Genomic DNA, 25578 nt, shown 5'->3' with positions numbered 1-25578 from the left:
TACGTCCATCCGTCCATGTGTGGCCGGTACGCGCTGTTTTCTACCCCCGAGACGCTGCGCGAAACGTTCGGGCTGACGACCGCCCCCGTCGAACCGACGTACAACGCCGCGCCCAGCCAATCGCTGCCCGTGATTCTGGACACTGAACCGACGGAAACGGTGCGCGCGCGGTGGGGACTGGTGCCGTCGTGGTCCGACGGCCCGCAGTCGGCACCCGACCCGATCAACGCGCGCGCCGAGACACTCACCGAGACGCGACACTTCCAGGCGGCCTACGAACACCGGCGGTGTCTCGTGCCGGTCGACGGGTTCTACGAGTGGCGCGACGAAGACGGCGCGACGGTCCCGTATTTCGTGTCTCGAACCGACGGCGCGCCGTTCCTGCTGGCGGGGCTGTGGGAGACGTGGACGCCCGAGCAAACCCAGACCGGCCTGGGCGAGTTCACGGGCGACGACGGTCCCAGTCGCGACCCCGAGACAGTGCGGTCGTTCACCGTCGTGACGACGCAGCCCAACGCGTTCCTCGCGGACTACCACCACCGGATGGCGGTGGTGCTCACACCCGCCCAGGGTCAGCGGTGGCTGACCGACGACGATCCAACGGACCTGTTCACGCCGGGCGCGTTCGACCTCCAGGCCTGGCGGGTTTCGACGGCGGTCAACGACCCGACAGTCGACCGGCCGGCGCTCGTCGAGCCGGCGTGAACAGGCGACGTGACGCGCGGTAGCGGAGCGACCGGTAATGAATAGTGGCCCGGGGGTCGAACGCTCGGGCAGCCGATGGCCGCCGTCCAGCCTGGGGCAGTACTGGCGGCGAGCCGGCGACCACGCCCCACCGACGTGGCGCTGGACAAGTGGGGGACTGGATCGCCGTGTCGGGCGTGGTCGGTGGCTGGAGCGTGTCGGGCACCCCGGTAGCCGGCGTTCGAACCGGCTCGGAGCGTGTCAGAGGCACAGCCGGTGCGTGCGCACCAGCAACTGTACACACGGCCGGTGAATGCTTTACCCTACGTGTTGCCGAGACGTGCAGTCGTCACGCATCACAGATAACTATAACGGTCGTTTATGTGGAAGACGTTTTCACGCAACGCCACTAGTGTAGAAACGATGCCGGCACCCGACTCGCTGTTCCAGCTGCTCGCGCAGCGCGCCGACCTCATGCGGGCAGTCCGAGACGCCACCACCACGACGAAGCCGGAGCTCGCTGACACGCTGCCCGTCTCCCGGTCGACGGTCGACCGCGCCGTTCGTGAACTGGAGGCCCACACCCTGCTTGAGCGCGCCGGTCAGGTGTCGCTCACGCTCAAGGGTCGACTCGCGTTGCGCAGTTACGAATCGTTCGCCGCCGACATCGACGGCCTGGACGCGGCTGACGCCGCCCTCGCGACGGTCCCGGCCGACGCCCGCATGGACACCGTCCTGTTCCGGGACGCGACGGTGGTCAACGCCACGTCGGTTGCGCCCCAGCGCGCCACCGAGGCCTACCGGTCGCTGCTCGCCGACGCCACGCGCATCGAGGGGTACGCGAGCGCCGTCCTCGACAGCGTCGTGTCGACGCTCCGCGAGCGCATCCGTGCGGGCGAGCTGCAGGTCTCGCTGGTGTTACACCCCGACGTGTTGGACGCGCTCGTCGCCACACACGGCGACAGCGTCACTGACGCGCTGCGCACCGACGCACTCACGCTGCGCGAAGCCACGACCACACTCCCGTACAGCCTGTTCACCCTCGACACCACATCGACCACGTACGCCTGTGGGCTGTTCTACGACGACACCGGCCACACCAGCCTCGTCCACACCGACGACGCCCAGGCTGTGGCGTGGGCCGACCGCGTGACGGCAGACCTGCGAGCCGACGCCACCACCCTCCCGAGATGACGACGACACGCCGCGGTGGCACCCCAATGCTCAAATCACCACCGTTCCATCTACCGGTATGATCTCCGTGCAACGCCTAGAAAAACGGTACGGCGGCGTCACCGCCGTGGACGGCGTCTCCTTCGACGTCGGTGCCGGGGAAGTCTTCGGACTCGTCGGCCCCAACGGTGCCGGCAAGACCTCCACGCTGAAGATGCTCTGTGGGCTCGTTGAGCCGTCCGCCGGCGACATCACCGTCAACGGGTTCGACGCCGGCGACACGGCGATGCGCCGCACCCTCGGGTTCCTGCCAGAGGAGTCGCCGCTGTACGACGAAATGACGCCCCGGAGCTATCTGCGGTTTTTCGCGGATCTCTACGACGTGGACCGGGCGACCGCAAACGAGCGCATCGAGGCCGCCCTCGATCGCCTCGACCTCGACGCCCGTGACCGTCCCGTCGGCGACTTCTCGAAGGGCATGACCCGGAAGGTCGCGATCGCGCGCTCGCTGGTCAACGACCCCGACGTGCTGGTGTACGACGAACCCGCAAGCGGACTCGATCCGCTCACGACGAACACCGTCATCGAGTTCACCCGCGAACTCGCCGCCGACGGCAAGACGATCGTGTTCAGCGCCCACGACCTCCACCACGTCGAAAGCGTCTGTGACCGCGTCGCCATCATGCGGGACGGACAGTTCGCCGCCACCGGCACGCTGGCCGACATCCGCGACGAACACGGCGAGGTCTCCTATCGGGTGTTCACCGACGTCGACGTCGACGACGCCCGGCCGTCTAATGGCCGCTACGTCACCACCGTCGATTCGATGGCCGACGTCGACGCGATCCGGGCTGCGGCCGCCGACGCCGGCGGCGGCGTGGTCGACATCCGAACCGACGAGTCCACACTCGAAGACGTCTTCCTCGACGTGACCGGCGCATGAAGGCGGGAAACGTCCTGCGGATCGCCCGCTGGGAGACCACGCGAAGCGCCACCAGCCTCGACCGCGAGACTGCGATCGCGTTCGTCGTCGTGGCGGTTGCGTTGGCCGCCATCGTGCCCGCGGTCGTCACCACCGGCCCCACGCCCGGCGAGGGGATCTACCGGATCGGCGTCGACGACGACAGCCCGTACGCCGATGTCGCCGCCAGCGACCCGCAACTCGCCGCCGTGCAGCCCGGCAGCGACGCCGATGTCACGGTCTCCCCGGTCGGCATCCAGTACGCCGACACCGCGAAAGGCCGGGCGGCGCTGTCCACGCTTCGATCCGCCACCGTCGCGTACAACGACGCCGTCATGGCGGACGAACCGGACCAGGCCGCCGCGTTCCCCGTGGTCGTGTCGCTCACGTACCGGCCACAGTCGATCGACGTGACCAGCGCACAAGCCGACACTGACGGTGCCGGATCCTCCACCACTGGTGGCGACGGCGGCCGGACCGACACGCCGTCCACTGACGACGGGGCCACGGGCACGTCACCGACGGCGGGCGCCTCCGGCGGCGGGCTGAGCGGACTGCTCGGACAAGCCCAGTCCGGCACGCCGTCGTCGATCTCGCCGCCGTTCCCGCTGCAGTCGCTCGTGTTCGCGTTCGCGTTCCTGTTGCCGTTGAACATCGTGATCCAGGCGTACGGCTCCAGCGTGCTCGCCGAACGCATCGACCGCCGGGGCGAGCCGCTGCTCGTGGCTCCGGTCTCGCGGGGCGACATCGTCGCCGGCAAGACGCTGCCGTACTTCGCGGGCGCGATCGCGCTCGTCTCCGTGATCGCCGCCGCAACGGGCGCGGGCGTGCTCGCGGTGCTCGCCGTCGCGCCGCTGGCCGCGCTGTTCCTCGCGGCGACGTTCCTCGGCGCGATGTTCGCGCGCTCGTACAAGGAGCTCACGTTCGTCACGGTCGCCGTGAGCGTCGCGCTCACCACGTACGCGTTCGTGCCCGCCGTCTTCGCGGAAGTCAACCAGATCGCCGCCATCTCCCCGCTCACAGTGGTCGTCGACTCGATCACCGACAGCGGCGTGAGTACCGGCCAGTTCGTGCTCTCGACTGCGCCGCCGGGGCTGGCAGCGTTCGTGCTGTTCGGCCTGGGGACGGGCGTCTACCGCGAGGAGGACATGTTCACCCAGCTGCCGATCCCGTCGAAGCTGCTGGACGCGCTCGCCGCGCCGCTGGCGACCCCGCGGCGGGCCGGGGTCTGGACGGCGCTGTTCCTCCCGTTCGTGCTCGTCGCCGAGCTGTTCGCCGTTGCCCTGCTGTTCGTCGCGCCCGTCTCGCTGTCGATCCCGGTGTTGCTGGGGGCCATCGCCGTCATCGAGGAAGTCGCGAAAAGCATCCACGTGTTCGCGGCCTTCGAGCGCGGCCAGTACCGACGCAGCTTCCGGACCGCGCTGGCGGTCGGAGCCGCCTCCGGTGTCGGGTTCTTCGTCGCCGAGAAGGCGCTGCTCGTCACGCAGCTGGTCGGGCTTCCCGGGTTGGACATCGGCCGGGCGGCGTTCGCGCCCGCGCTCCGGGGTGCGTCCCCCGGGCTGTTACTGGTGGCTCCGCTGGTGTGGCACGTCGTGACGGCCGCCATCTCGGCGGTCGGCGCTGCCAGATCACGGCTCGCGTACGTGGGCGCGCTCGCCGCCGCCATCGGTGTGCACCTCGCGTACAACATCGCCGTGGTGGTGATCGCCCTTGGGTAACCCACGCGTCGTCCTCGCGCGGCGCACCCTCGGGTCGCTGCGCTCGGAGAAAACCATCGTTCTCGCGCTCGTCATCCAGCTGTTCATCGCTGGGTTCTCGTCGTTCCTGGTCGTGGGACTGGTGTCGCTTTACGACCCGGGGACCGCCAACGGCGACGCGCTCACGGTGTCGGTCGGCGTCACCGGAAACGCGTCAAGCGACGTTGCGGCCACCATCGCCGACGACGACAGCCGCAGCGTCGTTCCGTACCCGTCGCAGGCCGCCGCGAGCGCTGCCTTCCAGCGCGGCGATGTCCAGGCGCTCGTTCACGCCACCAGGCAACCGGGCGGGCGCATCCTGGCCGCGGCCACAGCGCCGGAGGGGTCGTTTCGAACCACACTGGTGGTCACGGAGCTGAAGGGCGCGCTGTCCACCCTGGAGCGCGAGCGCCGCGCCGACCTCGACCACCGCCTGGAGCGGACGCCGGTCGACCTGCCCCCCGACGAACGATCCAACCCGTACTTCTCGTTCACGTACACCGTGCTGTTGCCGCTGTTGGCGTTCCTGCCGGCGTTCATCTCCGGGAGCGTGATGGCCGACTCGATGGCCGAGGAACTCGAACGCGACACGCTCTCGTTGCTGCGGGTCGCGCCGCTGTCGCTGCCCGAGATCGTCGACGGGAAAGCGATCGCGCTGGTCGGGCTGGCACCGGCACAGGTCGCGCTCTGGCTCCTGTTACTGTGGCTCAACGGCACGCACATCGCCAACCCGCTGGCGCTGCTCGCGCTCGTCGCGGGCGTCGCTGCCGTGCTCGTCGCCACCGGCGCGGCGCTCGCGCTCCGCGTCGGGGCGCGCCGCGAAGCCCAGCTGCTGTACTCGTTCGTTGCGCTGGCGGTGTTCGGTGTCGCCAGCCTGCTCCCACAGAGCCCCCAGAACCTCATCGCGCGGCTGGCAGTCGACAGCCCCACCACGCTCACGTGGGGGCTGCTGGGCGTGGCCCTGACCGTCGCAGCGGCGTCGTACACCGGCCTCCGGTGGCTCGCGGGGGGCGCAGAGACGTAGCCGCGCGCCGGAAACCGCAACACAGAATCGGACGCCGCACCGACGGTCGTGCATGCAGCCCGGCACGTACACCCTCCTGGTGGCGCTCGACGACGCGCCATCCATCACGTTCGGCGCGGCCGGCACCCGCAGCCTCGACGCCGGCTGGTACGCCTACACCGGCTCCGCGTTCGGCCCGGGCGGCCTCACTCGGGTGCAGCGACACCGCGAACTCGCCGCCGGGGAGCGCGACGCCCGCCACTGGCACATCGACTACCTGCTCGGCCACCCGGCAGCGAGCGTCGACGCGGTCTACGCCACCACACACGACGACGTGGAGTGTGCGACCGCGCGCCTGCTCGCCGACGACGCCACACCCGTTCCCGGACTGGGCGCGTCGGACTGCACCTGTGAGACACATCTGGTTTTCGCGCCCACCCGTGACGCGCTCGCCCAGCGCCTGGCGGAGATCCACGACACGTCGCTGTGAGCGGCCGTCGCTGTGTGCCAGCCCGGTTCGTGGCCGGTCACTCGGCGGGCTCGTCGAGAAACGTTTGGAACTCGAGGGTCCGTCCGTCGGGGTCCACGGCGAAAAACTGGTAGATGTCGTAGTCGGTGTTGTGGCGGGGCGCGCCGTCCGCGATGTCGGTCAGCGCCGCGTGGACGCCGTCGACTGCGTCGCGGGTCGGATAGTACAACGTCACGATGCCCTCGGTGTCCACGTCTTCGCTGGTGCAGAACCCCAGCTTCAGGTCGTCGTGCTGGAGGATCGTGCAGCCGGCGTCCTGCTCGCGCCACACCACGAACCCCAGCCGCTCCCGGTAGAAGGACACGACGCGCTCGCGGTCGGCCGTCCCGAAGAACACGATCCCGCTCACTGGCGGACGCCCGCCACGGGCAGCCAGTCCGTCGGCGCGTCGGCGAGCCCGCGCAGCCGCACCTCCTGGGTGCCGTCGTGCAGCCGCACCTCGAGCACGCCGTCGAACAGCTGGCTGAGCGTGGTGATCGTCTGGTCGTCCTGGCTCTCCGGGTCGATGGCGAACACCCCCAGCCAGCCCTGGCTCTGGATCTGGCTGGTGAACACGTGCAGGAACCGGAACAGCCGCTGAACGTCGACGTACATCAACACCGGCGACAGCGAGTCGAACCCCACGCGAAGCCGGTCGACGCCGGCGGCCTCGGCGGCCTCCGCGACGCCCGAGAACTCGATGCCGATCCCCGTGAGGTCGCTGGGCGAAGACACGTGATGGACGCCCGGTGCCGGCGACGCGCTCCCGGACTGCGTGCTCACGCAGTCGATGACGTGGCGGAACGCGCTGTCCCCGCCGCGGATGGCCTCGTAGTCGTCGATGACCGTCTCTGCGGGGTCCGTCGACGTTGTCAGGACCGCCCCCTCGCCGTCGGGCTCGCCGCGCGCAACGAGCTCGAACAGGAGCGTGCGCGTGCCGGACATCGCCGGCCCACTGACCAAGAGGTTCGTTCCGTCGTCGATCTCTTGGGGGAGCGGACGCGGGAGCACGCCAGTGGCATCGTACGGCATCCTTGTAGTTCGCCGAGTCAGTGTTCGGCGCTGTCAGTCTCTCCGACCCGGAGCCACATAAGTATGCGCCACATGCCAGCCCAGCGACCTGATGTCTCGCTGCCGTTCCACAGTGACGGCCCCGGACAGCCGCAGCGAGCCAGCCCCCGACTTCGTCCGCCGCCCGGGGTGGCTCGGGCGAGCGCTTTCGAATCAAAAGTACTGGCGGGCGGTTCACCGAACAGTCGAAGGGAGAAACCGCTTGAATCGGGATGCCGTAGTCTCCAGTGATGACGACCAGAACAGCGCGGATCGATGTCGGGGGGATGTCCTGTGCGAACTGCTCGGGCACCGTCGAGGACGCCGTGGGCGCGCTCGACGGCGTCACCGACGCGACCGCGAACTTCGCCACCGACGCCGCCACCGTCACCTACGATCCCACTGCCGCCGACCTGGCGGGCGTCTGTGCCGCGATCTCGGACGCCGGCTACACCCCGATCACGGCCGACACCACGATCCCGGTCCACGGGATGACCTGTGCGAACTGCGCGCAGACGATCGAAGACGCCGTCGCCGACGCCCCCGGCGTCCTGGACGTGTCCGCGAACTTCGCCACCGACGACGCACACCTCACGTACGTCCCCGCAGCGTTCGACCGGGACGCCGTCCACGCCGCCATCACCGACGCCGGCTACGACCCCATCGATGCCGACTCCGACACCGGTGCCAGCACCCAGACCGCCGCCGACGAGGCTCGGGACGCGGAGCGGCGACGACAACGCATCCGCCTGGCGTTCGGCGCGGTGCTGTCGGCACCGCTCCTGTTTTTCGTCGCCGACACCTTCCTGTTCGGGGGCGCTGTCGTTCCCGACAGCATCACCGTTGGCGGCCTCACGATCCCGTTCGGGTGGGCGGAGTTCGCACTGGCGACCCCCGTCTACGTCGTCCTGGGGCGGTCGTTTCTCAGCAACTCGTATGCGGCGCTCGTGCGCAACGGCACCGCGAACATGGACGTCCTCGTGGCGCTGGGGTCGACGACCGCGTACGTGTACTCGCTCGCGTCGCTGCTCGGCGTCCTGGCCGGCGGCGGCCTCTACTTCGACACGGCGGCGCTCATCCTCGTGTTCATCACGCTCGGGAACTACCTCGAAGCCCGCTCGAAGAGCCAAGCCAGCGACGCCCTCCGGGAGCTCCTGGAGATGGAGGCCAACACCGCGCGCCTCGTCGACGCCGACGGCGAGACACGCGAGATCCCCGCCGACGACATCGAGGTCGGCGACCGCCTGAAAGTCAAACCGGGCGAGCAGATTCCGACCGACGGCGTCGTGGTGTCCGGGGAGTCCGCGGTCGACGAATCCATGGTCACCGGCGAGTCCGTGCCCGTGTCCAAGGCCCCCGGCGACGACGTTGTCGGCGCCACGATCAACGAGAACGGCGTGCTCGTCGTGCAGGCCACGAAGGTGGGGGCGGACACCGCGATCCAGCAGATCGTCACCACGGTTCGGGACGCCCAGTCCCGCCAGCCGGACATCCAGCGCCTGGCCGACCGCATCAGCGCGTACTTCGTCCCCGCGGTCATCGCCAACGCCGTCTTCTGGGGGGCGGTATGGTGGTTCGCCCCCGGGCTGCTGGCTGACGTGGTGTCGGCGCTTCCGCTGTGGGGGCTCGTCAGCGGCGGCCCGGCGGCCGTCGGCACCGGCGAGTTCGCCGTCGTCGTGTTCGCGTCCGCAGTCCTCATCGCGTGCCCGTGTGCGCTCGGGCTCGCGACGCCGGCCGCGACGATGATCGGCACGAGCATCGGCGCGAAACACGGCGTGCTCTTCCAGGGCGGCGACGTCCTGGAGCGCGTGACCGAGTTGGACGCGGTGGTGTTCGACAAGACCGGGACTCTGACCACCGGCGCGATGGAGCTCACGGACGTCGAGGCCGTCGCCGCCGTCCCCGATGGCGGCACCGCCACCCGGAGCGACGCCGCTGTCGACGAGGACGCCGTGCTCCGGCTGGCCGCCGCCGCCGAGTCCAACAGCGAGCACCCGCTCGGGACCGCCATCGTCGCGGGCGCCGAGGACCGCGGCCTCGACGTTCCCGCAGTCGATGCCTTCGAGAACGTCCCCGGCAAAGGCATCGTCGCGACCGTCGACGGTCGCCGCGTCCGCGTGGGGAACCGCGCGCTCCTCACGAGCGCGGACATCGACCCGGCGCCCGCCGCCGACGCCATGGAACGCCTCGAACGCGAGGGGAAGACCGCGATGCTGGTCGCCGTCGACGACCGGGTTGCCGGTGTCGTCGCGGACGCCGACACGGTCAAGCCCGAGGCAGCCGCCACCGTCGACGCCCTCCAGGATCGCGGCCTCGACGTGCACATGATCACGGGCGACAACGAACGCACCGCGCGCGCGGTCGCCGCCGACGTGGGGGTCTCGCCCGAGCACGTTCGGGCGGGCGTGCTCCCCGGGGAGAAAGCCGACGCCGTCGACGCCATCCAGGCGGGCGACGCCGACGCCATGATGGTCGGGGACGGTGTCAACGACGCCCCCGCGCTCGCCACCGCGCACGTCGGCGCCGCGATCGGATCGGGCACCGATGTGGCGATCGAGGCGGCGGACGTGACGTTGATGCGCGACGACCCCGCGGACGTGATCCAAGCCATCCGCATCGGCGAGGGCACGCTCGCGAAGATCAAACAGAACCTCTTCTGGGCGCTGGGCTACAACACCGCGATGATCCCGCTGGCCTCGCTGGGGCTGCTTCAGCCGGTGTTGGCGGCCGGCGCGATGGCGGTGTCGAGTGTCAGCGTGCTCACCAACAGCCTGCTCTTCGGCAGGTACACGCCCGACGAGGATTACTCGCTGCTCGGTCGCTAGCCGGGGTGTGGCGGCGCGAAGCCGCAAGACCCTAATCAGTTGATCGAGTAGCGCCGGTCGCATGCCAAAGACTCTCTCCATCGACGAGATGGGTTGTGAGGGCTGTGAAGACATCGTGGAGAACGCACTCGCAGGCGTGGCCGCGGTTTCCGACGTGGACGCCGACCACGAGAGCGGCACTGTGACCGTGGATGGAGACGCGACCGACGACGACCTGTTGCGGAGCGTCGAACTCGCCGGCTACGACGCCGAACTGGCCGACGCATAGGGCCGCCAGTCACCGTTCGTGCCGCCGGGTTCGTCGGCGGCCACTCAACCCCCCGAAGACACCGGGTTACCGGCAGGTAACCGGCTCACACCGGCGTTACCGAGTGCCTAAGTGGCCGGCACCCCTGCATTGATACGAATGAGTTCAACTGACGAAACCGTCCAAGAGCTGCCGCCGAGTGCGAAGCTTGTACTGAAGGTTCTGGAGTACAACGGCGGACTAACTCAAAAGCAGATCGTGGAGAACTCCCGGCTCTCACAGCGCACCGTCCGCGACGCACTCGACCGACTGCAGGACGCCGATGTCGTCGAGAAGGACATCTACATCCCGGACGCCCGCCAGAACCTCTACCGACTGAAACTCGGGGACGAAGAGACCGCCGAGGACGACGCCGACAAGCCCGTTGAAGCCCTCCTCGACTAGCGCCTACACGACCGACGCTGCTTCTTCGTCGACCGGATCGAGGTGTTGGTGGCCCCATTCGGCCATCGACGACACCACGGGTTCGAGTGACTGACCGAGTTCGGTGAGTGCGTACTCGACGCGAACGGGTTTCTCGCTGACGATCGTTCGGGAGACGATCTGCTTGTCTTCGAGGTCGTCGAGGCTCTCGGAGAGCACCTTACTGGAGATGCCGTCGACTTCCTCCTGCAGCGCGTTGAACCCCAGGGGGCCCTCACTGAGGAGGCGGTGAATGATCACGGGATGCCATTTCTTCCCGACCAACGACGCCGTCGTGGTGATCGAGCACCAACTGTCACCGGGACACCACGCGGGCAGGCGATCCGTGTCTGTCATGTCAGCCGGTACGGCAGCCGGGATGTTAAGGCTACCTCACCACACTCAGTTACGCGTTCGTAACGGCGCTGTGCGCGGCGCTCGGCTACAGCCGGCCCGCGGCCACGCCCTCCCGGACGCGCTGTGCGCGCTCCCGGATCGCCGCCAGCTTGCCGGCGTCGCGTTTGCTGTCCAAATGCGAGTACACCAGCCCCATGCGGTGATTCGACCGCAGGGTGTCCTCATGTGTCGCGAGGAAATCCCAGTAGAGGCTGTTGAACGGGCACGCGCGTTCGCCGACCGTGCTGTCGGGGTCGAACGCACAGCCGTCGCAGTGGTCGGTCATCTTGTCGATGTAGTTCGCCGACGACGCGTACGGCTTCGAGGTGAACGCGTCGGTCCCAAACGAGCCCATACCCACCACGTTGGGCGTGACCACCCAGTCGTAGGCGTCCACGAACCCGCCGTGGAACCACTCCGTGAGCGCCTGCGGGCGCGCGCCGTACGTCAGCGCGAAATTCGACAGCACCATCAGGCGCTCGATGTGGTGGGCGTAGCCGCGGTCGTAGACGCGCCCGGCCGCGGACCCCAGACACGCCATGTCGGTCGCCGTTGGCGTCCAGTACAGCGGCGGCAGGTCGCGGTCGGCCCCCAGCTGGTTCGCGGTCGCCAGCCCCGGCATCTGGTGGCGGTAGACGTGGCGCATGAACTCCCGCCAGCCGATGAGCTGGCGGACGAACCCCTCGATGGAGTTCAGCGGGATGTCGTCGCGCGACCGGTACGCGTCGAGCGCGGCGTCGGCGACCTCCTCGGGGTGGAGGAGGCCGATGTTCACCGCCGCGGACAACAGGCTGTGTTCGAGGTGCCAGTCGTCGGCGAGGACGGCGTCCTCGTAGGGACCGAACCCCGCCAGCCGATCCGCGACGAACGACTCCAGGGCGCGCGTGGCCTGCTCGCGGGTCACCGGCCAGTCGAACCCGTCCGGGTCGCCCCAGGTGTCGAACTCCGTGGCGACCCAGTCGCGGACTGCCGGCACGTGCTCGTCGTACTCGAAGCCGCCGACCGACGGCGAGTCGTACTCCGCCGGGGGTGTCTCCTGGTTCTGGTCGTCGTAGCTCCAGTCGCCGCCTTCCGGGGTGTCGTCGTCGCGCATCAGATAGCCGGTTTCGCGGCGCATGTGGCGGTAGAACGGTCTGTGCTTGAACGGCGGCTCCGTCCCCATCCAGTCGTCGAACTGCGCGGGCGAGCAGCGGAACTGCGCGTTCGCCACCACGCGGAGGCTGCCACCGCGGGCAGCCACCAGCTCTCGGAGTCGGTCGGCCGTCCCGTGGTTCGCCGGCCGCTGTACGACCAGGTCGTCGCCCGGATGCGCGTCGAAGTACGCGTCCAGCCCCGCGCCGAACGTCTCGGCGCGCTCGTAGACGACGTCGACGCCGTCGTCGCGGAGTTCGTCCCGGAAATGCCGCATCGCTGCGAACACCATGCACAGCTTCTGGGGGTGGTAGCGCCGGCGGCGCGCGAGCGCCGCGGCCTCGATCAGCAACACGCGGTCGGGGTCGTCCGTGAGCGGCCCTGCGGTCCTGGTGAGCTGGTTCCCGAGCACCCAGACGGTTGTCATGGGCTGTCATAGTGGCGGCACGTGCATAGCCTTACTCCCGCGGACCGGCGACCCGGACCGGCCCGCGAGCCGTGGATAGTGACGCCACACCGTGGCTCGCGGGGCTTAAGCCGGCCGGCTGACTACCCGGGGGCGTGCAGAACGTCACGGACCGAACGACCAACCCCTTCGACATGCAGCCACCGTGTGAATCGTTCGTTCCCGGGCACGGCGACGCCAACGCCGACATCCACGTCATCGGCGACCACCCCGGCGTCCACGGCGGCACCGACACGGGAACCCCGTTCACCGGCTCGGCGGCGGGCGACCGGCTCCGGAGCGCACTCCGGGACGCCGGCGTCCTCACGACGGCCGCCGACGACACGCCGCCCATCGACGACCCGGACAACAGCTTCTTCTCGTACCTCCACCCCTGCGTCCCCGAGGGCGCCCCGACGCCGGCCGACTACCGGGAGCTGGAGCCGTTTTTCGACGCGGAGCTCCGCGCCATCACCGCCCACGTCCTCCTCCCGGTCGGCGAGCGCGCAACCACGCACGTCCTCGAAACGTGTACGGCAATCGACCCCGCGGACGCCAGCCTTGAGGACCGCCACGCCACGGAACTCCACGGCAGCGGCTGGCTGGTCGTCCCCTGCGTTCAGCCCGACGCCTGGAGCGCCGCCCAGGAAACCGCGTACGTCGAGGCGCTGCGTGCGGTCATGGCCACCGACTACCAGCGGCAGGCCGACCTCGGGCGGTTCCTCGTCGGCCCGGAGCCGTACACCGTTCGGTAGCGCCCCGCCTCGCGGTGCAGCACCCGCTCGCGTTCCCACAGCTATATTGTCGGTGCGCGTATGGGTCCGGTCATGGGGTACGCAACCGCCCTCCAGACCCTCCGCAAGAACTACGGCCCCGGCACCGACCGTGGTGACGTCACCGCGGGCTACACTGCGATGATCGCCGCTGCCGTTGCGGCACTGCTGTACGTCGCCGCCGTCGCGGCCGTCCAGAAAACCATCATCCCGACCGGGTACGGCGGACTCGTTCCACAGTTCTTCGCCGAAATCAACACGTCCGATGCGACAGTCCTGGCAAGCAGCGGGCTCTTCGTCGCCGCCCCGGCAGCGTTCCTCATCGGCTTCGCCGGCTGGCGCGTGTTCCCGCCGCGACGGCGGATCACGGGAACGCTGCTCGGTGGCATCGGCGCACTCCTGGCGTATCTCGGTGGTTCGGCGCTCGGGGTGCTCGTGATCGGGGTGCTCAGCGTCGCTGGGTTCGCGACGTTCGACGTCACACTCCCACTGGTTTTCTTCTACGCCGGGTTCCGGCTTACGTGGTGGCTCACCGTTCCTGTCGGCTGCCTCGCCGGGTTCGTCATCGCGAGTCGCGGCACCCCTGCGTAGCACCGTCCACCGAACAGTCGGTGCTGACGGGCTGTCCACGGACGCTGCGGGACACGCGGCCGGCACAGGGCGCCCGTTCCCGCTGGAGACACCCGCAGTCCCGGATCGGCGTGGGAGCCAACGACACAGCTATATGAGCACGCACACGCTACCCTGTGTCGTGCATCAGTTCCAGTTGACGAACGCCGCCTTCGAGGGCCGGAACAGCGTCTACCTCCTCGGCGTCGGCGACGACGCCGCGCCGACAACGCTCGTTGACACCGGTATCGCCACACCGGCCGTCGAGGCGGAGCTTCGGACGGCGCTCGACGACCGCGGCACGTCGTTTGCCGCCATCGACCAGATCCTATTGACACACTGGCACCACGACCACGCCGGCCTCGCGGGCACGATCCAGGCCGACGGCGACGCCACCGTCTACGTCCACGAAGCGGACGCAGCCATGGTGGCGCAGGACGCCGACGCCGTCAGTGGGATGGCGGCCACGCAGGCGGCCTACCTCGACGAATGGGGGATGCCAGCCGACAAACAGGCCGAACTCAACGACTTCCTCGACACCCACGACGGCCTCCAGGGCCAACCGGCCGACGTGACGCCGCTGTCCGACGGGGACACCGTCCAGCTCGGCGGCCTCGACGCAGAGGTCGTCCATCTCCCCGGGCACGCCGCCGGCCTCGTGGCATACGTTGTCGAGCGCGACGGCCGCCGGGAGGCGTTCGTCGGCGACGCCATCCTCCCGAAGTACACCCCCAACGTCGGCGGCGCGGACGTGCGTGTCGAGCGCCCGCTCCAGCGGTACCGTGACAGCCTCCAGCGCATCGAGGCCCTCGACCTTGACCGGGCGTGGCCCGGCCACCGCGGCCCCGTTTTCGCGCCGGCAGCACGCGCCCGCGACATCGCCGCCCACCACGACGAGCGCACCGAGCGCGTCCTCGACGTGGTTCGTGCCCGGGGGCCCGTCTCGGCGTGGACCGTCAGCGACGCCCTGTTCGGCGAGTTGCACGACATCCACGTCCTCCACGGCCCGGGCGAGGCGTACGCCCACCTCGACCACCTCGTCCACGAGGGCGTGCTCGTCGAGTCCCAGCCCGGCGAGTACGCGCTCGCCGCGTCGGCCTGACTGTCCGGTGATCCACACGGGCGGCGGGGCGCACACCCCCCGGCTATTTGATCGGCGCGCCCGACATCGCCGGCTATGGTGCAACTAGACTCCGAGCCGGAGCTGGAGGTGGGCGCTCCCGCCCCCGGGTTCTCGCTGCCCGGTGCCGACGGCGAAACACACTCGCTGACGTCGTTCACCGACGTTGACGCGGTGGTCGTCGTGTTCACGTGCAACCACTGCCCGTACGCGAAGGCGAAAGTCGACACGCTCAACGCCATCGCCGCCGACTACGACCGCGTCGCGGTCGTCGGCATCAACCCCAACGACGCCGACGAGTATCCCGCGGACTCCATGGCGCGCATGCAGGCCCTCGTCGCGGACGGCACCATCCAGTACGACGCGTACCTGCGCGACGCCACCCAGGCCACCGCCCGGGCGTACGGTGCGACCTGCACCCCCGATCCGTTCCTGCTCCGCACGGCCGACACCGACGACGACGCCGCGTTCAGGGTCGCGTACCACGGCCGCCTCGACGACGCGCTCGCCCCCGACGAGGACCCGACGCGGGACGGCGGCGACATGCGGGACGCCATCGACGCCGTGCTCGCCGGCGACACCGTCGAGACGGCGTTTCTGCCGGCCCGGGGCTGCTCGATCAAGTGGACGGACGGCGAGTGACGCGCGCCACCAACGCCTAACTGGCGGGCCGCCGTCACCATGCCGCATGGGTCGACTCCTCGACACCGACATCACTGCACTGCTCACCGCCGGCCACGCCGAGCCGTCGCCGCTGCTGGCGGAGATGGCCGCCCACGGCGAGGACCGCTCGTTCCCGACGGTCGGCCCCGACGTCGGCCGGTTTCTGCGGGTGCTCGCGACGCTCAGCGACGCCGAACGGGTCTTCGAGTTCGGGTCCGGGTTCGGCTACTCGGCGGCGTGGATGCTGCCGGTGCTGCCGGCCGACGGGGAACTGGTGCTCACCGACCACGACAGCGACCGACTGGCGGACGCGCGGTCGTTCCTCGATCGGGCCGACGCCGACGCAACCGCCGTGTTCGAGGCCGGTGACGCGCTCGACACGATCACCGACTACGAGGGGCCGTTCGATGTCGTGTTCATCGACCACGACAAGGCGCGGTATCCGGCGGCCTTCGAGCACGCCGTGGACGTGCTCGCGCCGGGCGGACTGATCGTTGCCGACAACGTCATGGCCGGCCCGGTCACCGCGCCGGCGGTCACCGACGCGGTCCGGGACGGCGGCGGGGCGGCCGACGACGCAACCGCGGGGGTCGCGGCGTACGTCCGGCGCGTTCGGGACGCCCCCGGGTTCGAGACGACGCTGGTGCCGTTGGGGGAGGGGATCGCGGTCAGCGCCGCCACCGACGACACGGAACCGCCTTCGGAGCCCACCGATGGGTGACACAGCCGGGTGGTGTGTTCCCGGTGACTCGCGTCGACCACGTGATTTTATTATCTAGTGGTATCACTAAGTAATTGATGTCAACACAGCTCCAACACGCCCGCGACGGAACCGTCACAGACGCGATGCGCCGCGTCGCAGACCGTGAAGGCCGCGATCCCGAAGTCGTCCGCGAGGCGGTCGCCGACGGCCACGCCGTCATCCCAGCCAACCACCACCACGACGCCCTCGACCCGATGATCATCGGTCGCGACTTCGCCACCAAGGTCAACGCGAACATCGGGAACAGCGACACCACCGGCGACATCGACGACGAGCTCGAAAAGCTCCACACCGCAGTCCACTACGGCGCCGACACCGTCATGGACCTCTCGACGGGGGAGAACCTCGACGGCATCCGCACGGCGAACATCGACAACTCGCCGGTTCCCGTGGGGACGGTGCCCATCTACGAGGCGGTGACCCGTGTCGAGGACGTCACCGACATCACGCCCGACCTCCTCATCGACGTCGTCGAGAAGCAGGCCAAGCAGGGCGTCGACTACATGACCCTGCACGCCGGCGTTCTGGCCGAACACCTCCCGCTCACCGACGACCGCACCACCGGCATCGTCTCCCGGGGCGGGTCGATCCTCTCGCAGTGGATGACCGAACACGGCGAACAGAACCCACTGTACACCCACTACGACGAGCTCTGTGAGATCCTGCAGGCCCACGACGTCACCATCTCGCTGGGCGACGGCCTACGCCCGGGGTCGGTCGCGGACGCCAGCGACGACGCCCAGTTCGCCGAACTCGACACCCTCGGAGAGCTCACCCGGCGCGCCTGGGACCACGGCGTCCAAGCGATGGTCGAAGGCCCCGGCCACGTCCCCATGGACCAGATCCGCGCCAACGTCGACCGCCAACAGGAGGTCTGCGACGGCGCCCCGTTCTACGTGCTGGGCCCGCTGGTGACCGACATCGCCCCCGGCTACGACCACATCACCAGCGCCATCGGTGCGACCGAGGCCGCGCGCGCCGGCGCCGCGATGCTCTGCTACGTCACGCCCAAAGAGCACCTCGGACTCCCCGACGCCGAGGACGTCCGCGACGGCATGGCCGCCTACCGGATCGCCGCCCACGCGGGCGACGTCGCCGCCGGCAAACCCGGTGCCCGCGACTGGGACGACGCGCTCTCGGAGGCGCGCTACAACTTCGACTGGAACCGCCAGTTCGACCTCGCGCTCGACCCCGAGCGCGCACAGGCGTTCCACGACCAGACGCTGCCCGGTGACAACTACAAGGACGCCCGCTTCTGTTCGATGTGTGGCGTGGACTTCTGCTCGATGCGCATCGACCAGGACGCCCGCGACGCCGGCGACGACGCCGACGACATGACCGAACTCACCACTGAGACGGACCTCAGCGAGTCGGCGGCCGCGGAAGTGAACCGGCCGCCCACCGGCACCCACGACGCGCCCGCCGCCGAACAGGCGCCCAGCCCGGGCGACGATGACGACGACTAGCAGTCCGGCGTGAACTCCACGCCCCGGATCTCGAATCGGGCACCGCCATCGGGAGCGTCGGCGGCCGTCACCGTCCACCCGTGGGCGTTCACGACGGCGCGAACGATGCGCAGCCCGTAGCCACTCCCGCCGGCGCGCGTCGACAGCCCCGGCTCGAAGGCGGCCTCCGGATCGAGATCGCCGAAGCCCGGGCCGTCGTCGGACACCACGAACCCAGCCCCGCCCGCATCGGGGTGTGGATCGACGCGCCGAACCGACACCGAGACGGTCTCGCCGCCGTGCTCGGCGGCGTTCCGGAACAGGTTCTCGAACACCGTGCGGAGGCGTTCCGGATCGGCCGCCAGCCGCACGTCGGCACCGATGTCGACGGTCAGGGTCGCCGCGTCCGGAAGCGCGGTTGCCGCCGCGTCGGCGGCCACCGACGCCACCGACACCGCCGCAGGATCACCGACAACGTCGCCCTGCGCCGCCAACTCGTGGACGCCCGCCACGAGATCGGTCATGCGGTCGATGGCGGCGTGCGCGTTCTCGATGGCGTCGCTCGCGCGGCCGTCAGTGTCTCCGGCGTCGAGGTGCTCGGCAGCCAGATCGAGGTGCCCGCTGGCCGCGTTCAGCGGGCTGCGGAGGTCGTGGCTGACGACGCCCGCGAACTCCCCCAGCCGGTCGGCCTGCTGGGTGAGCTGGTCGCGCTCGCGGCGGTGTCTGAGCTCGCGCTCCAGCCAGTCCGCAAGCACCCCAACGAACGCCTCGTCGGCCGCCGTGATCGGCTCCGGATGGGCGTCCCGGTCGGCGAAACACACCGTCCCGTGCGTGGTGCCGTCCCGACGGATCTCCGCGCCGATGTAACACTCCAGGCCGAACACGTCGTAGGCGGTGTCGTCGGCGAACGCCGACGCACCGGCGTCCCGCACCACCGTCGGCGCGTCGTCGGCGATCGTCTCCCGACAGTACGTGTCCGCCAGCGCGGTCTGCTCGCCGGGCTGTAACAGCGGGTGGTCGCCGACGGAGACGCGAACGAACTGCGTCCCGGCGTCGATCTTCGTGTAGAACCCCTCCTCGAACCCGAGGTAGTCGGCGCCGACCGCAAGCGCCGTGCGAACGCGGTCGTCGAACGGCACCTGGTCGTCGGTGTCGGTGGCGGCGTACAGTGCCTGCACCGCGTCGAGCGCCGACTCGACGTCGGCCGCCGTCGACTCGCTGGCCGCCCGCCGACCGACGACCACGACCGCAAACGCGTGGTCATGGTCGTCGATGCCGTCCACGGCGGGTGCCGGCATCGGCTGCAACTCCAACTCGACCGTGGCCGTCCCACCGCCGCTCGTGCGGTGGGTCGCGGTGAACTGGCTTGCCTCCCCTTGGACGGCCGCCGCGACCTGCTCGCGGACCGCCGCCTGCACGTCCTGGTCGTGAGTGAACCACGGGGCCTGCCAGAAGAACGTCCCGACGAGGTCGCGTGCGTTCGCGTCGATCACGTCCCGCGCGGCCTCGTTGGCGTACTCGATCCGGCCGTCGGGGCCGACAACGCCCGCGTACCACGACTGCGGGCGGTACAGCAGCGCCGCAAACTCCCGTACCAGCCGGCGTTCGTGCTCCGAGTGGCGATCCCCGACTGGCGCGTCGCTCATCAGGATTCGTGACTCAGGGCTTCCAGACGCCTAAATGTGGCCCTCAATGGGGGGACCCATGGGTTTTTGCTGAGCACACCACAACACGTGTGTATGGCTGCGCGTTCTCCGACGGGAGACGACGACACGACAGGCGCCGACTCGGCTGTGTTCGGCATCGCGACCGTCGACGAACACCTCCGGGACGCCGACGTGTCCTTCCCAGCGACCGGTGACGCCGTCGTTGCGGCGCTCGGCGACCCCGAGATCAAGGTCGGACCCACGGGCCACCGGATCGCACTCTCGGCCGCCGTCGAGGCGACCGATCGCAGCGAGTTCGACACGCGTCGCGCGTTCCTCGACGCGCTCTACGACGAGTTCGAGCGCGAGCGCACCCAGACCGACGGCATCATGGACTGGCTGCGGTCGCTGTTCTCCTGACCGGCGTCGCCGCTACGAGCGGATCCGGTCGACGGCCGCCAGGAAGCCGTCGCCGTGCGTCTCGGACAGCACTGTCTCGGCCGCGCCTTTCGCGTGGTCGTCGGCGTTCCCGACGGCGTACGACTCCCCCACGGCTTCGAACAGCTCGACGTCGTTCGCGGAGTCACCGACGGCCACGAAGTCGCCGGCTGTGACGCCGAGGCGGGCCGCGACCGCGGGTAACGCGTTGCCCTTGCTCATCGACTCGGGTTTGACGTGGTACGCGAACCCGGTGTCGACGACGTGGAGGCCGTGATCGGCGGCCAACGCCGACAGCACGTCCAGGGGTTGCTCGCGGCTCACGGCGAGCTCGGTCTCCCGCCACCGGTTCGTGAGATCCGCGTCCCCCCAGCCGATGTCGTGGCCGGCGTCCTCGAACGCCGCCGCGACCTGTTCGACCGCCCGGCTGTCACCGAACTGCAGCAGCTCGTCGCCGACGTACGCGACGCCGCCGTTCTCCGCGATCACGCGCTCGGCGATGCCCGCGAACTGGCAGAGCGCGACCGCGTACGGCAGTGCCTTGCCCGTCGCGACGACGACCGGTCCATCCCACCCACGAAGCACGTCCAGCACGCGGCCGTCGATGGAGCGATCGGCGCGACTCAGCGTGCCATCGATGTCGACCGCAAGCGGCGGGTCGGCGGTGTCCATACCGGCCGTCAGGGACGGCGCGCGTAAATGCCGTGTCCTTCCCACCGGTCGGGAGCCGGAGCAGCCCTTTTTGCGCCACCGCCCCGAGTAGCAGGCGTGTCAGACGAAGCCGCTGACGGCGTTCTGTTCGATCTCGACGGAACGATCTACGTGGGCGACGCCCTGGTGCCGGGGGCCGCGGCGGCGGTCGACGGGCTGCGGGCCGCCGGGGTCGGCGTGGGGTTCCTCTCGAACAAGGCGATCGAGCGCCGCGACGCGTTCGCGTCGAAACTCGACGGGCTCGGGGTGCCGGCCGACGAGTCCGCGATCCTCAACGCCGCGTCCATCGCGGCGTCCTACCTGGCGCGCGCCCACCCCGGGGAGTCGGTGTTCGTCGTCGGCGAGCCGCCGCTGTTCGAGGAGCTCGCCGCCCATGGCGTCGCCACCACCACAGACCCCGGTCGCGCCGACGTTCTGCTGGTGTCGATGGACCACGACTTCGATTACGACACCCTCACCGACGCGTTCAACGCGGTCGACGAGGGGACGCCGTTCCTGGCGACGAACCCCGACCGGACGTGTCCCGTCGCCGGCGGCGAGGTTCCGGACTGCGCGTCGATGGTCGGTGCCATCGAGGGGGCTACCGGGCGGTCCCTCGACCGGGTGTTGGGGAAGCCGTCGCCGGTCGCCGTCGAGGCCGCGACGGACCTGCTCGGCGTCCCGCTGGCCCGGTGTGTGATGGTCGGCGACCGCATCGAGACGGACATCGAGATGGGGAACCGCGCCGGCATGACGACCGTCCTGGTGCTGTCCGGGGTCACGGACGACGCCGCGCTGGCGGCGAGCGACGTCGAGCCCGATCACGTCATCGACTCGGTGTCGGACCTCGACACCGTGCTGCCGGCGCTCACGTGAGCGGTCAGTCCGCCGCGTCCGGCCGGTACTCGCGGCTGATCGCCTTCCACTTGCCCGACCGGAACCGGAGGTAGTTGACCACCGCGGGCACGCACGTCTCCGAGAACAACGAGAGGTAGATGCCGTACAGCCCGAGCGGCGTTGTCGCGCCGAGATACACCAGCGGCAGCGCGCCGAGCATCCCCACCGCCCGCGAGTAGAACGGCCACCGGGTGTCGCCCGTGGCGTCGAGCGCGCCCGCAACCGTCGCGCCGATCCCCTGGGGGACCACCGCGGCCGCCGCAACGTACACCATCGTCACGGCGATCGGGACGCTGGGGTCGCTCGCGGAGTCAACGAACACACCCACGATCTGGCCGGCGAACGCGCAGACGACGCCCGCGAACATGACGTACATCACCACGGAATACAGCGTGATCTCGCGGCCGTAGGCGGCCGCCGTGGACTCCCTGCCCTGCCCGAGCTCCTGGCCGACGAGGCTGGACGCCGCGAGCCCGAACCCCCAGCCGGGCGTGTTCATGATGCCGAACACGCGGCGCACGATGATGTACGCGGCGGCGACGGGCTGCCCGAACAGGCTCATGAACGCCAACAGCGGGAACCGTGCCAGCGTCCACACCGAGTTCCGGCCCACCACGGGCAGCCCGATGGTGACGATGTCCCAGCAGTCATCGCGCACCCAGTACGCGCCCCGCACCGAGACCGTCATGGGGAACGCGCCGACGGCCGGCAGGCGGCCACGCGACAGCCCCACGACGAACGCCGTGGTCACCACGACGTTGCTGAGCACGGTGCCCAGACCGGCACCCACGACACCCCACCCCAGGCCGAAGATGAACACGCCGTTGAGGCCGATGTTGGCGAGCGCGCCGCCGCCGCGCAGCACCATCGCGGTGTAGGCGTCGTCAGCGCCGATGAGCGCGCGGCTCCCGATGAGGTTCAGGCCCGCAAACGGCACCCCGAACGCGACCACGCGGAGGTAGTCCGCTCCGAAGGCGATCTCCGCCTGCCGGTCGGTCAACAGCCCGATCAGCGCGGCCGGATGCGAGTAGAACAGCACCGCGATCGGGAGCGTCGCAGCCACGGTGAGCGCGGCACTCGATCGCAGCGCTTGCCCGGCGTCCGCGATCTCGTCGGCGCTGAACCGCTGGGAGACCAACGCGATGGTGCCGGCTGCCAGCCCGCCGCCGATGCTGAACGCCGCCCCCCAGAACGGTCCCGCGTAGCCGACGCCCGTGATGGCCGCCGACCCCAGGGCGGCACCCACCATTGCGACGTCGGCCGCACTCTTCGACATCCTGCCGATGCCAGTGAGGATTCGCGGCCACGCCAACTCGGCGGTTCGCCGTGCGCGCGACTCGGAGATCAACCCGAGGCGCGCGATCGCGACGCCGACTGCCCGGAGCAGCCAGCTGAAGGGATTCGGGACCATGGATACAGGTGCTCGGCTTGCCCCGCTGAAAAACGTCTGCATCCCGGAACGCCGCGCCGCCGCGACCGACCACCCAGCCCCCGTGGCTCAGTCGACCCGCCAGCCGCGCGCGGTGTCCGTGAGCGGCTCGCAGCCGTCGGCGGTGACCACCACGAGGTCCTCGATGCGGACGCCGAACTCCCCCGGGCGGTAGACGCCGGGTTCGATGGAGAACACCATCCCCACATCGAGTTTGCGGTCGCTGTCAGCGACGATGAACGGGGCCTCGTGGACGTCGAGGCCGACCCCGTGGCCGGTCCGATGCACGAACGCGTCGCCGTAGCCGGCGTCCGCGATGACGCGCCGCGCGGCGGCGTCGACCGCGCCCGCGGACACCCCGGGTTCGACCGCGTCCACGGCGGCCCGGTGGGCGTCCCGCACGACCTCGTGGACCGTCCGAAACGCCGCCGGTGGATCGCCCGCGAACACCACCGTCCGGGTCTGGTCGCTGGGGTAGCGGTCGACGACCGTGCCGAAATCACACACCACCGGGTCGCCCCGCTGGATCTCCCGGGCGTCGTGGGTGTGGTGTGGCTTCGCGCCGTTGGGACCGCTGCCGGCGATCACATCGAACGAGACGCCGGTGCCGCCGTGGGCGGCCAGCCGGTCGGCGATGAAGTCGGCGAGCTCGTGCTCGGTCATCCCGATGGCGTCCGCGCCGAGCCCGCGCACGTCTGCCATCGCGGCGTCGGCGGCCCCGCCCGCCCGCCGGAGCGCGTCCAGCTCGGCGTCGTCTTTGCGCACCCGCAGCGACCCGAGCACGGCGTCAGCCAACCCCCAGGTGGCGTCCGGCAGCGTGTCCCGCAGCAACTGCGTGAACTGCGCCCACATCGTGGGGTCAACGAGCAGCCGGCCGTCGGTCAGCCCGCGGTCGGCGGCGACGGCGCGCACCACCGCACTGGGGTCTTGGCTGTCGGTGTACGTTCGGATGTCATCGACCCAGGTTTCCGCGGCGAGTTGCGTTTCGTACAGCGCCGGCGCGACGAACGCCGGCTCGCCGTCGGCCGGAACGACCAACACCAGCAGGCGCTCGGAGGGCGTCTCGTCGAAGCCGCTGAGGTAGTAGAGGTTCGGGCTCGGGAACAACACCGCGCCGGCCGCGCCGGCGTCCCGGATGGTTCGCTGGCAGTCCCGCGTCCGCGATTCGAAGTCGGGCATAGCTGGCAGTCGTCGCGCCCGCCCTTCAATCCCGGTGGGGCGGCGAGTGGCTACACTTTTCCGGGTGGTTGGCCAACGTTCGGCCGATGAGACGCAGGGGAGGCCCAGGGGATGTCGTCGCCAGACGACCGCTGTCGCTGGTCGGCGTGCTGTTCGTCGTGGCGGCGATCGCGCACGTCTGGTGGTGGACGGTCACGCCCGGTCCCGGGAGGACGTTCAGCACCGCGCTCGGCGGCGGCCAGTACGTCGCCGCGGCGTCGGCGCTGGCCACGTATCCGACGGCGCACCCGGCGTACGTCGCCGCCGCGATCGTCGGGGTGGCGCTCGTCGTCCGGGACGCCACCTAGTACGCCGTCCACCGGGAACGGTTATGAGCGTGGTCGCCCAAGCACGCCCATGAGTGGCTCCGAGCAGTCGCCCGATCCGGACACCCCACAGTCCGCCTCGTCGGCGACCCAAGACGACGACGGACTGGCCGCCGCTGATGCGTTCGCGCTTCTCGGGAACGAAACCCGCATCGACATCCTGCAGGCGCTGTGGCGCGCCCCCGAGCGCCCGGTGTCGTTCTCGGCGCTGCGCAAGCGCGTCGGGATGCGCGACTCCGCGCAGTTCAACTACCACCTCTCGAAGCTCACCGACCACTTCGTGCGGTCGACCGACGACGGCTACGAGTTCCAGTACGCCGGCGAGAAGGTCGTGCGCGCGATCCTCGCGGGCACGTTCACCGACCGCGTGTCCCTTTCGGTGCCGATCACGGGCACCTGCTTTGCGTGCGGGGAGACACTCGTCGGCCAGTACGCCGACGAACGCCTCAGCGTCGAGTGTGCGGCGTGCACCACCACGTACGCCCGGTACGCGTTCCCGCCGGGGGGCCTCCGCAACCGCTCGGACGCCGAGGTCGCGGCGGCCTTCGATCAGCGCATCCGCCACCTCCACTGCCTGGCCGCCGACGGCGTCTGTCCCGAATGCGGGGGCCGCATGACGACCACCCTGACCCCCGACGACGACTCCCGCCTCGACCTGGACGTGCGCGTCGACCACACCTGCCAGCAGTGCCAGCACACGCTGTCTTCCCCGGTCGGGCTGTCGCTGCTTGACGACGCCACGGTGGTCGCGTTCCACGCCGACCACGGGATCGACGTGACGAGCACGCCACACTGGACGCTTGGCTGGTGTGTGACCGACGACACCACCGCGTACGACCCTGACCGCGACCGCGCCACGGTCACCATCCGCCTCGACGACGAATCGCTGACCGTCACCCTCGACGGCAGCCTGTCGGTCGTCGACACCACCCGGGCGTGA

General features: G+C 70.0%; 27 protein-coding genes. 19 read left to right on the top strand and 8 right to left on the bottom strand.

The genetic code is table 11. From position 1 onward, the window contains the following. Nucleotides 1-15 precede the first annotated feature (15 nt). The 6 genes from APQ99_RS05600 (at nt 16) to APQ99_RS05575 (ending at nt 6047) form a co-directional block, all read left to right on the top strand. Nucleotides 16-705: an SOS response-associated peptidase gene (locus APQ99_RS05600; RefSeq protein WP_010902474.1), complete on the top strand. Its 690-nt coding sequence runs from the start codon at nt 16-18 to the stop codon at nt 703-705. 402 nt (nt 706-1107) lie between these two features. Further along, a complete protein-coding gene (locus APQ99_RS05595) occupies nt 1108-1878 on the top strand; it encodes a helix-turn-helix transcriptional regulator (protein ID WP_227970914.1) in 771 nt (256 codons plus the stop codon). A gap of 58 nt (nt 1879-1936) precedes the next feature. Further along, a complete protein-coding gene (locus APQ99_RS05590) occupies nt 1937-2800 on the top strand; it encodes an ABC transporter ATP-binding protein (RefSeq protein ID WP_010902476.1) in 864 nt (287 codons plus the stop codon). Continuing rightward, on the top strand, nt 2797-4536 hold the full coding sequence (locus APQ99_RS05585) for an ABC transporter permease family protein (RefSeq protein WP_136361097.1): 1740 nt from the start codon (nt 2797-2799) through the stop codon (nt 4534-4536). Before APQ99_RS05590 ends, APQ99_RS05585 begins: the two co-directional genes overlap by 4 nt. Continuing rightward, nucleotides 4529-5578, top strand: coding sequence for an ABC transporter permease (locus APQ99_RS05580; RefSeq protein WP_136361098.1), 1050 nt, complete (start codon nt 4529-4531; stop codon nt 5576-5578). Before APQ99_RS05585 ends, APQ99_RS05580 begins: the two co-directional genes overlap by 8 nt. A gap of 52 nt (nt 5579-5630) precedes the next feature. Further along, the gene (locus APQ99_RS05575) at nt 5631-6047 is read left to right on the top strand and encodes a GIY-YIG nuclease family protein (protein WP_010902479.1); all 417 of its coding nucleotides are present in this window, start codon (nt 5631-5633) and stop codon (nt 6045-6047) included. Between the two features lie 37 nt (nt 6048-6084). Here APQ99_RS05575 and APQ99_RS05570 read toward each other — a convergent pair whose 3' ends face one another. Then, nucleotides 6085-6435 carry a VOC family protein gene (locus tag APQ99_RS05570; protein ID WP_136361099.1) on the bottom strand — a complete coding sequence of 117 codons (351 nt, stop codon included), beginning with the start codon at nt 6433-6435 and terminating at the stop codon, nt 6085-6087. After that, complete coding sequence (locus tag APQ99_RS05565; RefSeq protein ID WP_010902481.1) at nt 6432-7097, bottom strand: RAD55 family ATPase; 666 nt, start codon at nt 7095-7097, stop codon at nt 6432-6434. Before APQ99_RS05565 ends, APQ99_RS05570 begins: the two co-directional genes overlap by 4 nt. Nucleotides 7098-7366: 269 nt before the next feature. Here APQ99_RS05565 and APQ99_RS05560 point away from each other — a divergent pair, with 269 nt between their 5' ends. The 3 genes from APQ99_RS05560 to APQ99_RS05550 all read left to right on the top strand — a co-directional run bounded on the left by APQ99_RS05560 (nt 7367) and on the right by APQ99_RS05550 (nt 10631). Next, the gene (locus tag APQ99_RS05560; protein ID WP_136361100.1) at nt 7367-9940 is read left to right on the top strand and encodes a heavy metal translocating P-type ATPase; all 2574 of its coding nucleotides are present in this window, start codon (nt 7367-7369) and stop codon (nt 9938-9940) included. A gap of 61 nt (nt 9941-10001) precedes the next feature. Further along, nucleotides 10002-10208, top strand: a complete 207-nt coding sequence (locus APQ99_RS05555; RefSeq protein WP_010902483.1) for a heavy-metal-associated domain-containing protein — start codon at nt 10002-10004, stop codon at nt 10206-10208. A gap of 138 nt (nt 10209-10346) precedes the next feature. Beyond that, nucleotides 10347-10631 carry a MarR family transcriptional regulator gene (locus APQ99_RS05550; RefSeq protein ID WP_010902484.1) on the top strand — a complete coding sequence of 95 codons (285 nt, stop codon included), beginning with the start codon at nt 10347-10349 and terminating at the stop codon, nt 10629-10631. Nucleotides 10632-10634: 3 nt separating this feature from the next. On the opposite strand, the gene APQ99_RS05545 is transcribed toward APQ99_RS05550, so the two are convergent. Together APQ99_RS05545 and APQ99_RS05540 are read right to left on the bottom strand one after the other, a co-directional pair. Then, nucleotides 10635-11006 (bottom strand): winged helix-turn-helix transcriptional regulator, encoded by a 372-nt coding sequence (locus tag APQ99_RS05545; protein WP_010902485.1) that lies wholly within the window; start codon nt 11004-11006, stop codon nt 10635-10637. Between the two features lie 85 nt (nt 11007-11091). Continuing rightward, entirely contained in the window at nt 11092-12603 is a 1512-nt protein-coding gene (locus tag APQ99_RS05540; RefSeq protein ID WP_136361101.1) for a cryptochrome/photolyase family protein, read from the bottom strand. 134 nt (nt 12604-12737) lie between these two features. Here APQ99_RS05540 and APQ99_RS05535 point away from each other — a divergent pair, with 134 nt between their 5' ends. The 6 genes from APQ99_RS05535 (at nt 12738) to thiC (ending at nt 18015) form a co-directional block, all read left to right on the top strand. Next, complete coding sequence (locus APQ99_RS05535) at nt 12738-13376, top strand: uracil-DNA glycosylase (protein WP_136361102.1); 639 nt, start codon at nt 12738-12740, stop codon at nt 13374-13376. 72 nt (nt 13377-13448) lie between these two features. Continuing rightward, nucleotides 13449-13985, top strand: a complete 537-nt coding sequence (locus APQ99_RS05530) for a hypothetical protein (protein ID WP_227970915.1) — start codon at nt 13449-13451, stop codon at nt 13983-13985. 160 nt (nt 13986-14145) lie between these two features. Next, complete coding sequence (locus APQ99_RS05525) at nt 14146-15105, top strand: MBL fold metallo-hydrolase (protein WP_244289012.1); 960 nt, start codon at nt 14146-14148, stop codon at nt 15103-15105. 75 nt (nt 15106-15180) lie between these two features. After that, nucleotides 15181-15765 (top strand): thioredoxin family protein, encoded by a 585-nt coding sequence (locus tag APQ99_RS05520; RefSeq protein ID WP_136361104.1) that lies wholly within the window; start codon nt 15181-15183, stop codon nt 15763-15765. Nucleotides 15766-15811: 46 nt separating this feature from the next. Further along, the gene (locus APQ99_RS05515) at nt 15812-16507 is read left to right on the top strand and encodes an O-methyltransferase (RefSeq protein ID WP_136361105.1); all 696 of its coding nucleotides are present in this window, start codon (nt 15812-15814) and stop codon (nt 16505-16507) included. A gap of 77 nt (nt 16508-16584) precedes the next feature. Further along, complete coding sequence (thiC, locus tag APQ99_RS05510) at nt 16585-18015, top strand: phosphomethylpyrimidine synthase ThiC (protein ID WP_010902492.1); 1431 nt, start codon at nt 16585-16587, stop codon at nt 18013-18015. On the opposite strand, the gene APQ99_RS05505 is transcribed toward thiC, so the two are convergent. Further along, the gene (locus APQ99_RS05505) at nt 18012-19640 is read right to left on the bottom strand and encodes a PAS domain-containing sensor histidine kinase (protein ID WP_136361106.1); all 1629 of its coding nucleotides are present in this window, start codon (nt 19638-19640) and stop codon (nt 18012-18014) included. The two genes, thiC and APQ99_RS05505, sit on opposite strands and share 4 nt — an antisense overlap. Nucleotides 19641-19733: 93 nt before the next feature. Between APQ99_RS05505 and APQ99_RS05500 the strand changes: the two genes are divergently transcribed. Beyond that, nucleotides 19734-20060: a DUF5789 family protein gene (locus APQ99_RS05500; RefSeq protein WP_010902494.1), complete on the top strand. Its 327-nt coding sequence runs from the start codon at nt 19734-19736 to the stop codon at nt 20058-20060. A gap of 12 nt (nt 20061-20072) precedes the next feature. Here the strand turns inward: APQ99_RS05500 and APQ99_RS05495 are convergent, their stop codons facing one another. Beyond that, complete coding sequence (locus tag APQ99_RS05495) at nt 20073-20750, bottom strand: phosphoglycolate phosphatase (protein WP_136361107.1); 678 nt, start codon at nt 20748-20750, stop codon at nt 20073-20075. Between the two features lie 96 nt (nt 20751-20846). Here APQ99_RS05495 and APQ99_RS05490 point away from each other — a divergent pair, with 96 nt between their 5' ends. Further along, a complete protein-coding gene (locus APQ99_RS05490; protein WP_229373403.1) occupies nt 20847-21644 on the top strand; it encodes an HAD-IIA family hydrolase in 798 nt (265 codons plus the stop codon). 4 nt (nt 21645-21648) lie between these two features. On the opposite strand, the gene APQ99_RS05485 is transcribed toward APQ99_RS05490, so the two are convergent. Both APQ99_RS05485 and APQ99_RS05480 read right to left on the bottom strand, forming a co-directional pair. Next, a complete protein-coding gene (locus tag APQ99_RS05485; RefSeq protein ID WP_346265158.1) occupies nt 21649-23076 on the bottom strand; it encodes an MATE family efflux transporter in 1428 nt (475 codons plus the stop codon). Nucleotides 23077-23163: 87 nt separating this feature from the next. After that, entirely contained in the window at nt 23164-24273 is a 1110-nt protein-coding gene (locus APQ99_RS05480; RefSeq protein WP_136361110.1) for a M24 family metallopeptidase, read from the bottom strand. 86 nt (nt 24274-24359) lie between these two features. Here APQ99_RS05480 and APQ99_RS05475 point away from each other — a divergent pair, with 86 nt between their 5' ends. After that, nucleotides 24360-24620 carry a hypothetical protein gene (locus APQ99_RS05475; protein WP_136361111.1) on the top strand — a complete coding sequence of 87 codons (261 nt, stop codon included), beginning with the start codon at nt 24360-24362 and terminating at the stop codon, nt 24618-24620. 49 nt (nt 24621-24669) lie between these two features. Next, on the top strand, nt 24670-25578 hold the full coding sequence (locus tag APQ99_RS05470) for a winged helix-turn-helix domain-containing protein (RefSeq protein WP_136361112.1): 909 nt from the start codon (nt 24670-24672) through the stop codon (nt 25576-25578).

Origin of the sequence: Halobacterium salinarum DSM 3754 (assembly GCF_008124605.1) — an archaeon.
GTDB classification, from domain to species: Archaea; Halobacteriota; Halobacteria; order Halobacteriales; family Halobacteriaceae; genus Halobacterium; species Halobacterium salinarum.
This window is presented reverse-complemented; position numbering and strand designations above follow the sequence as displayed.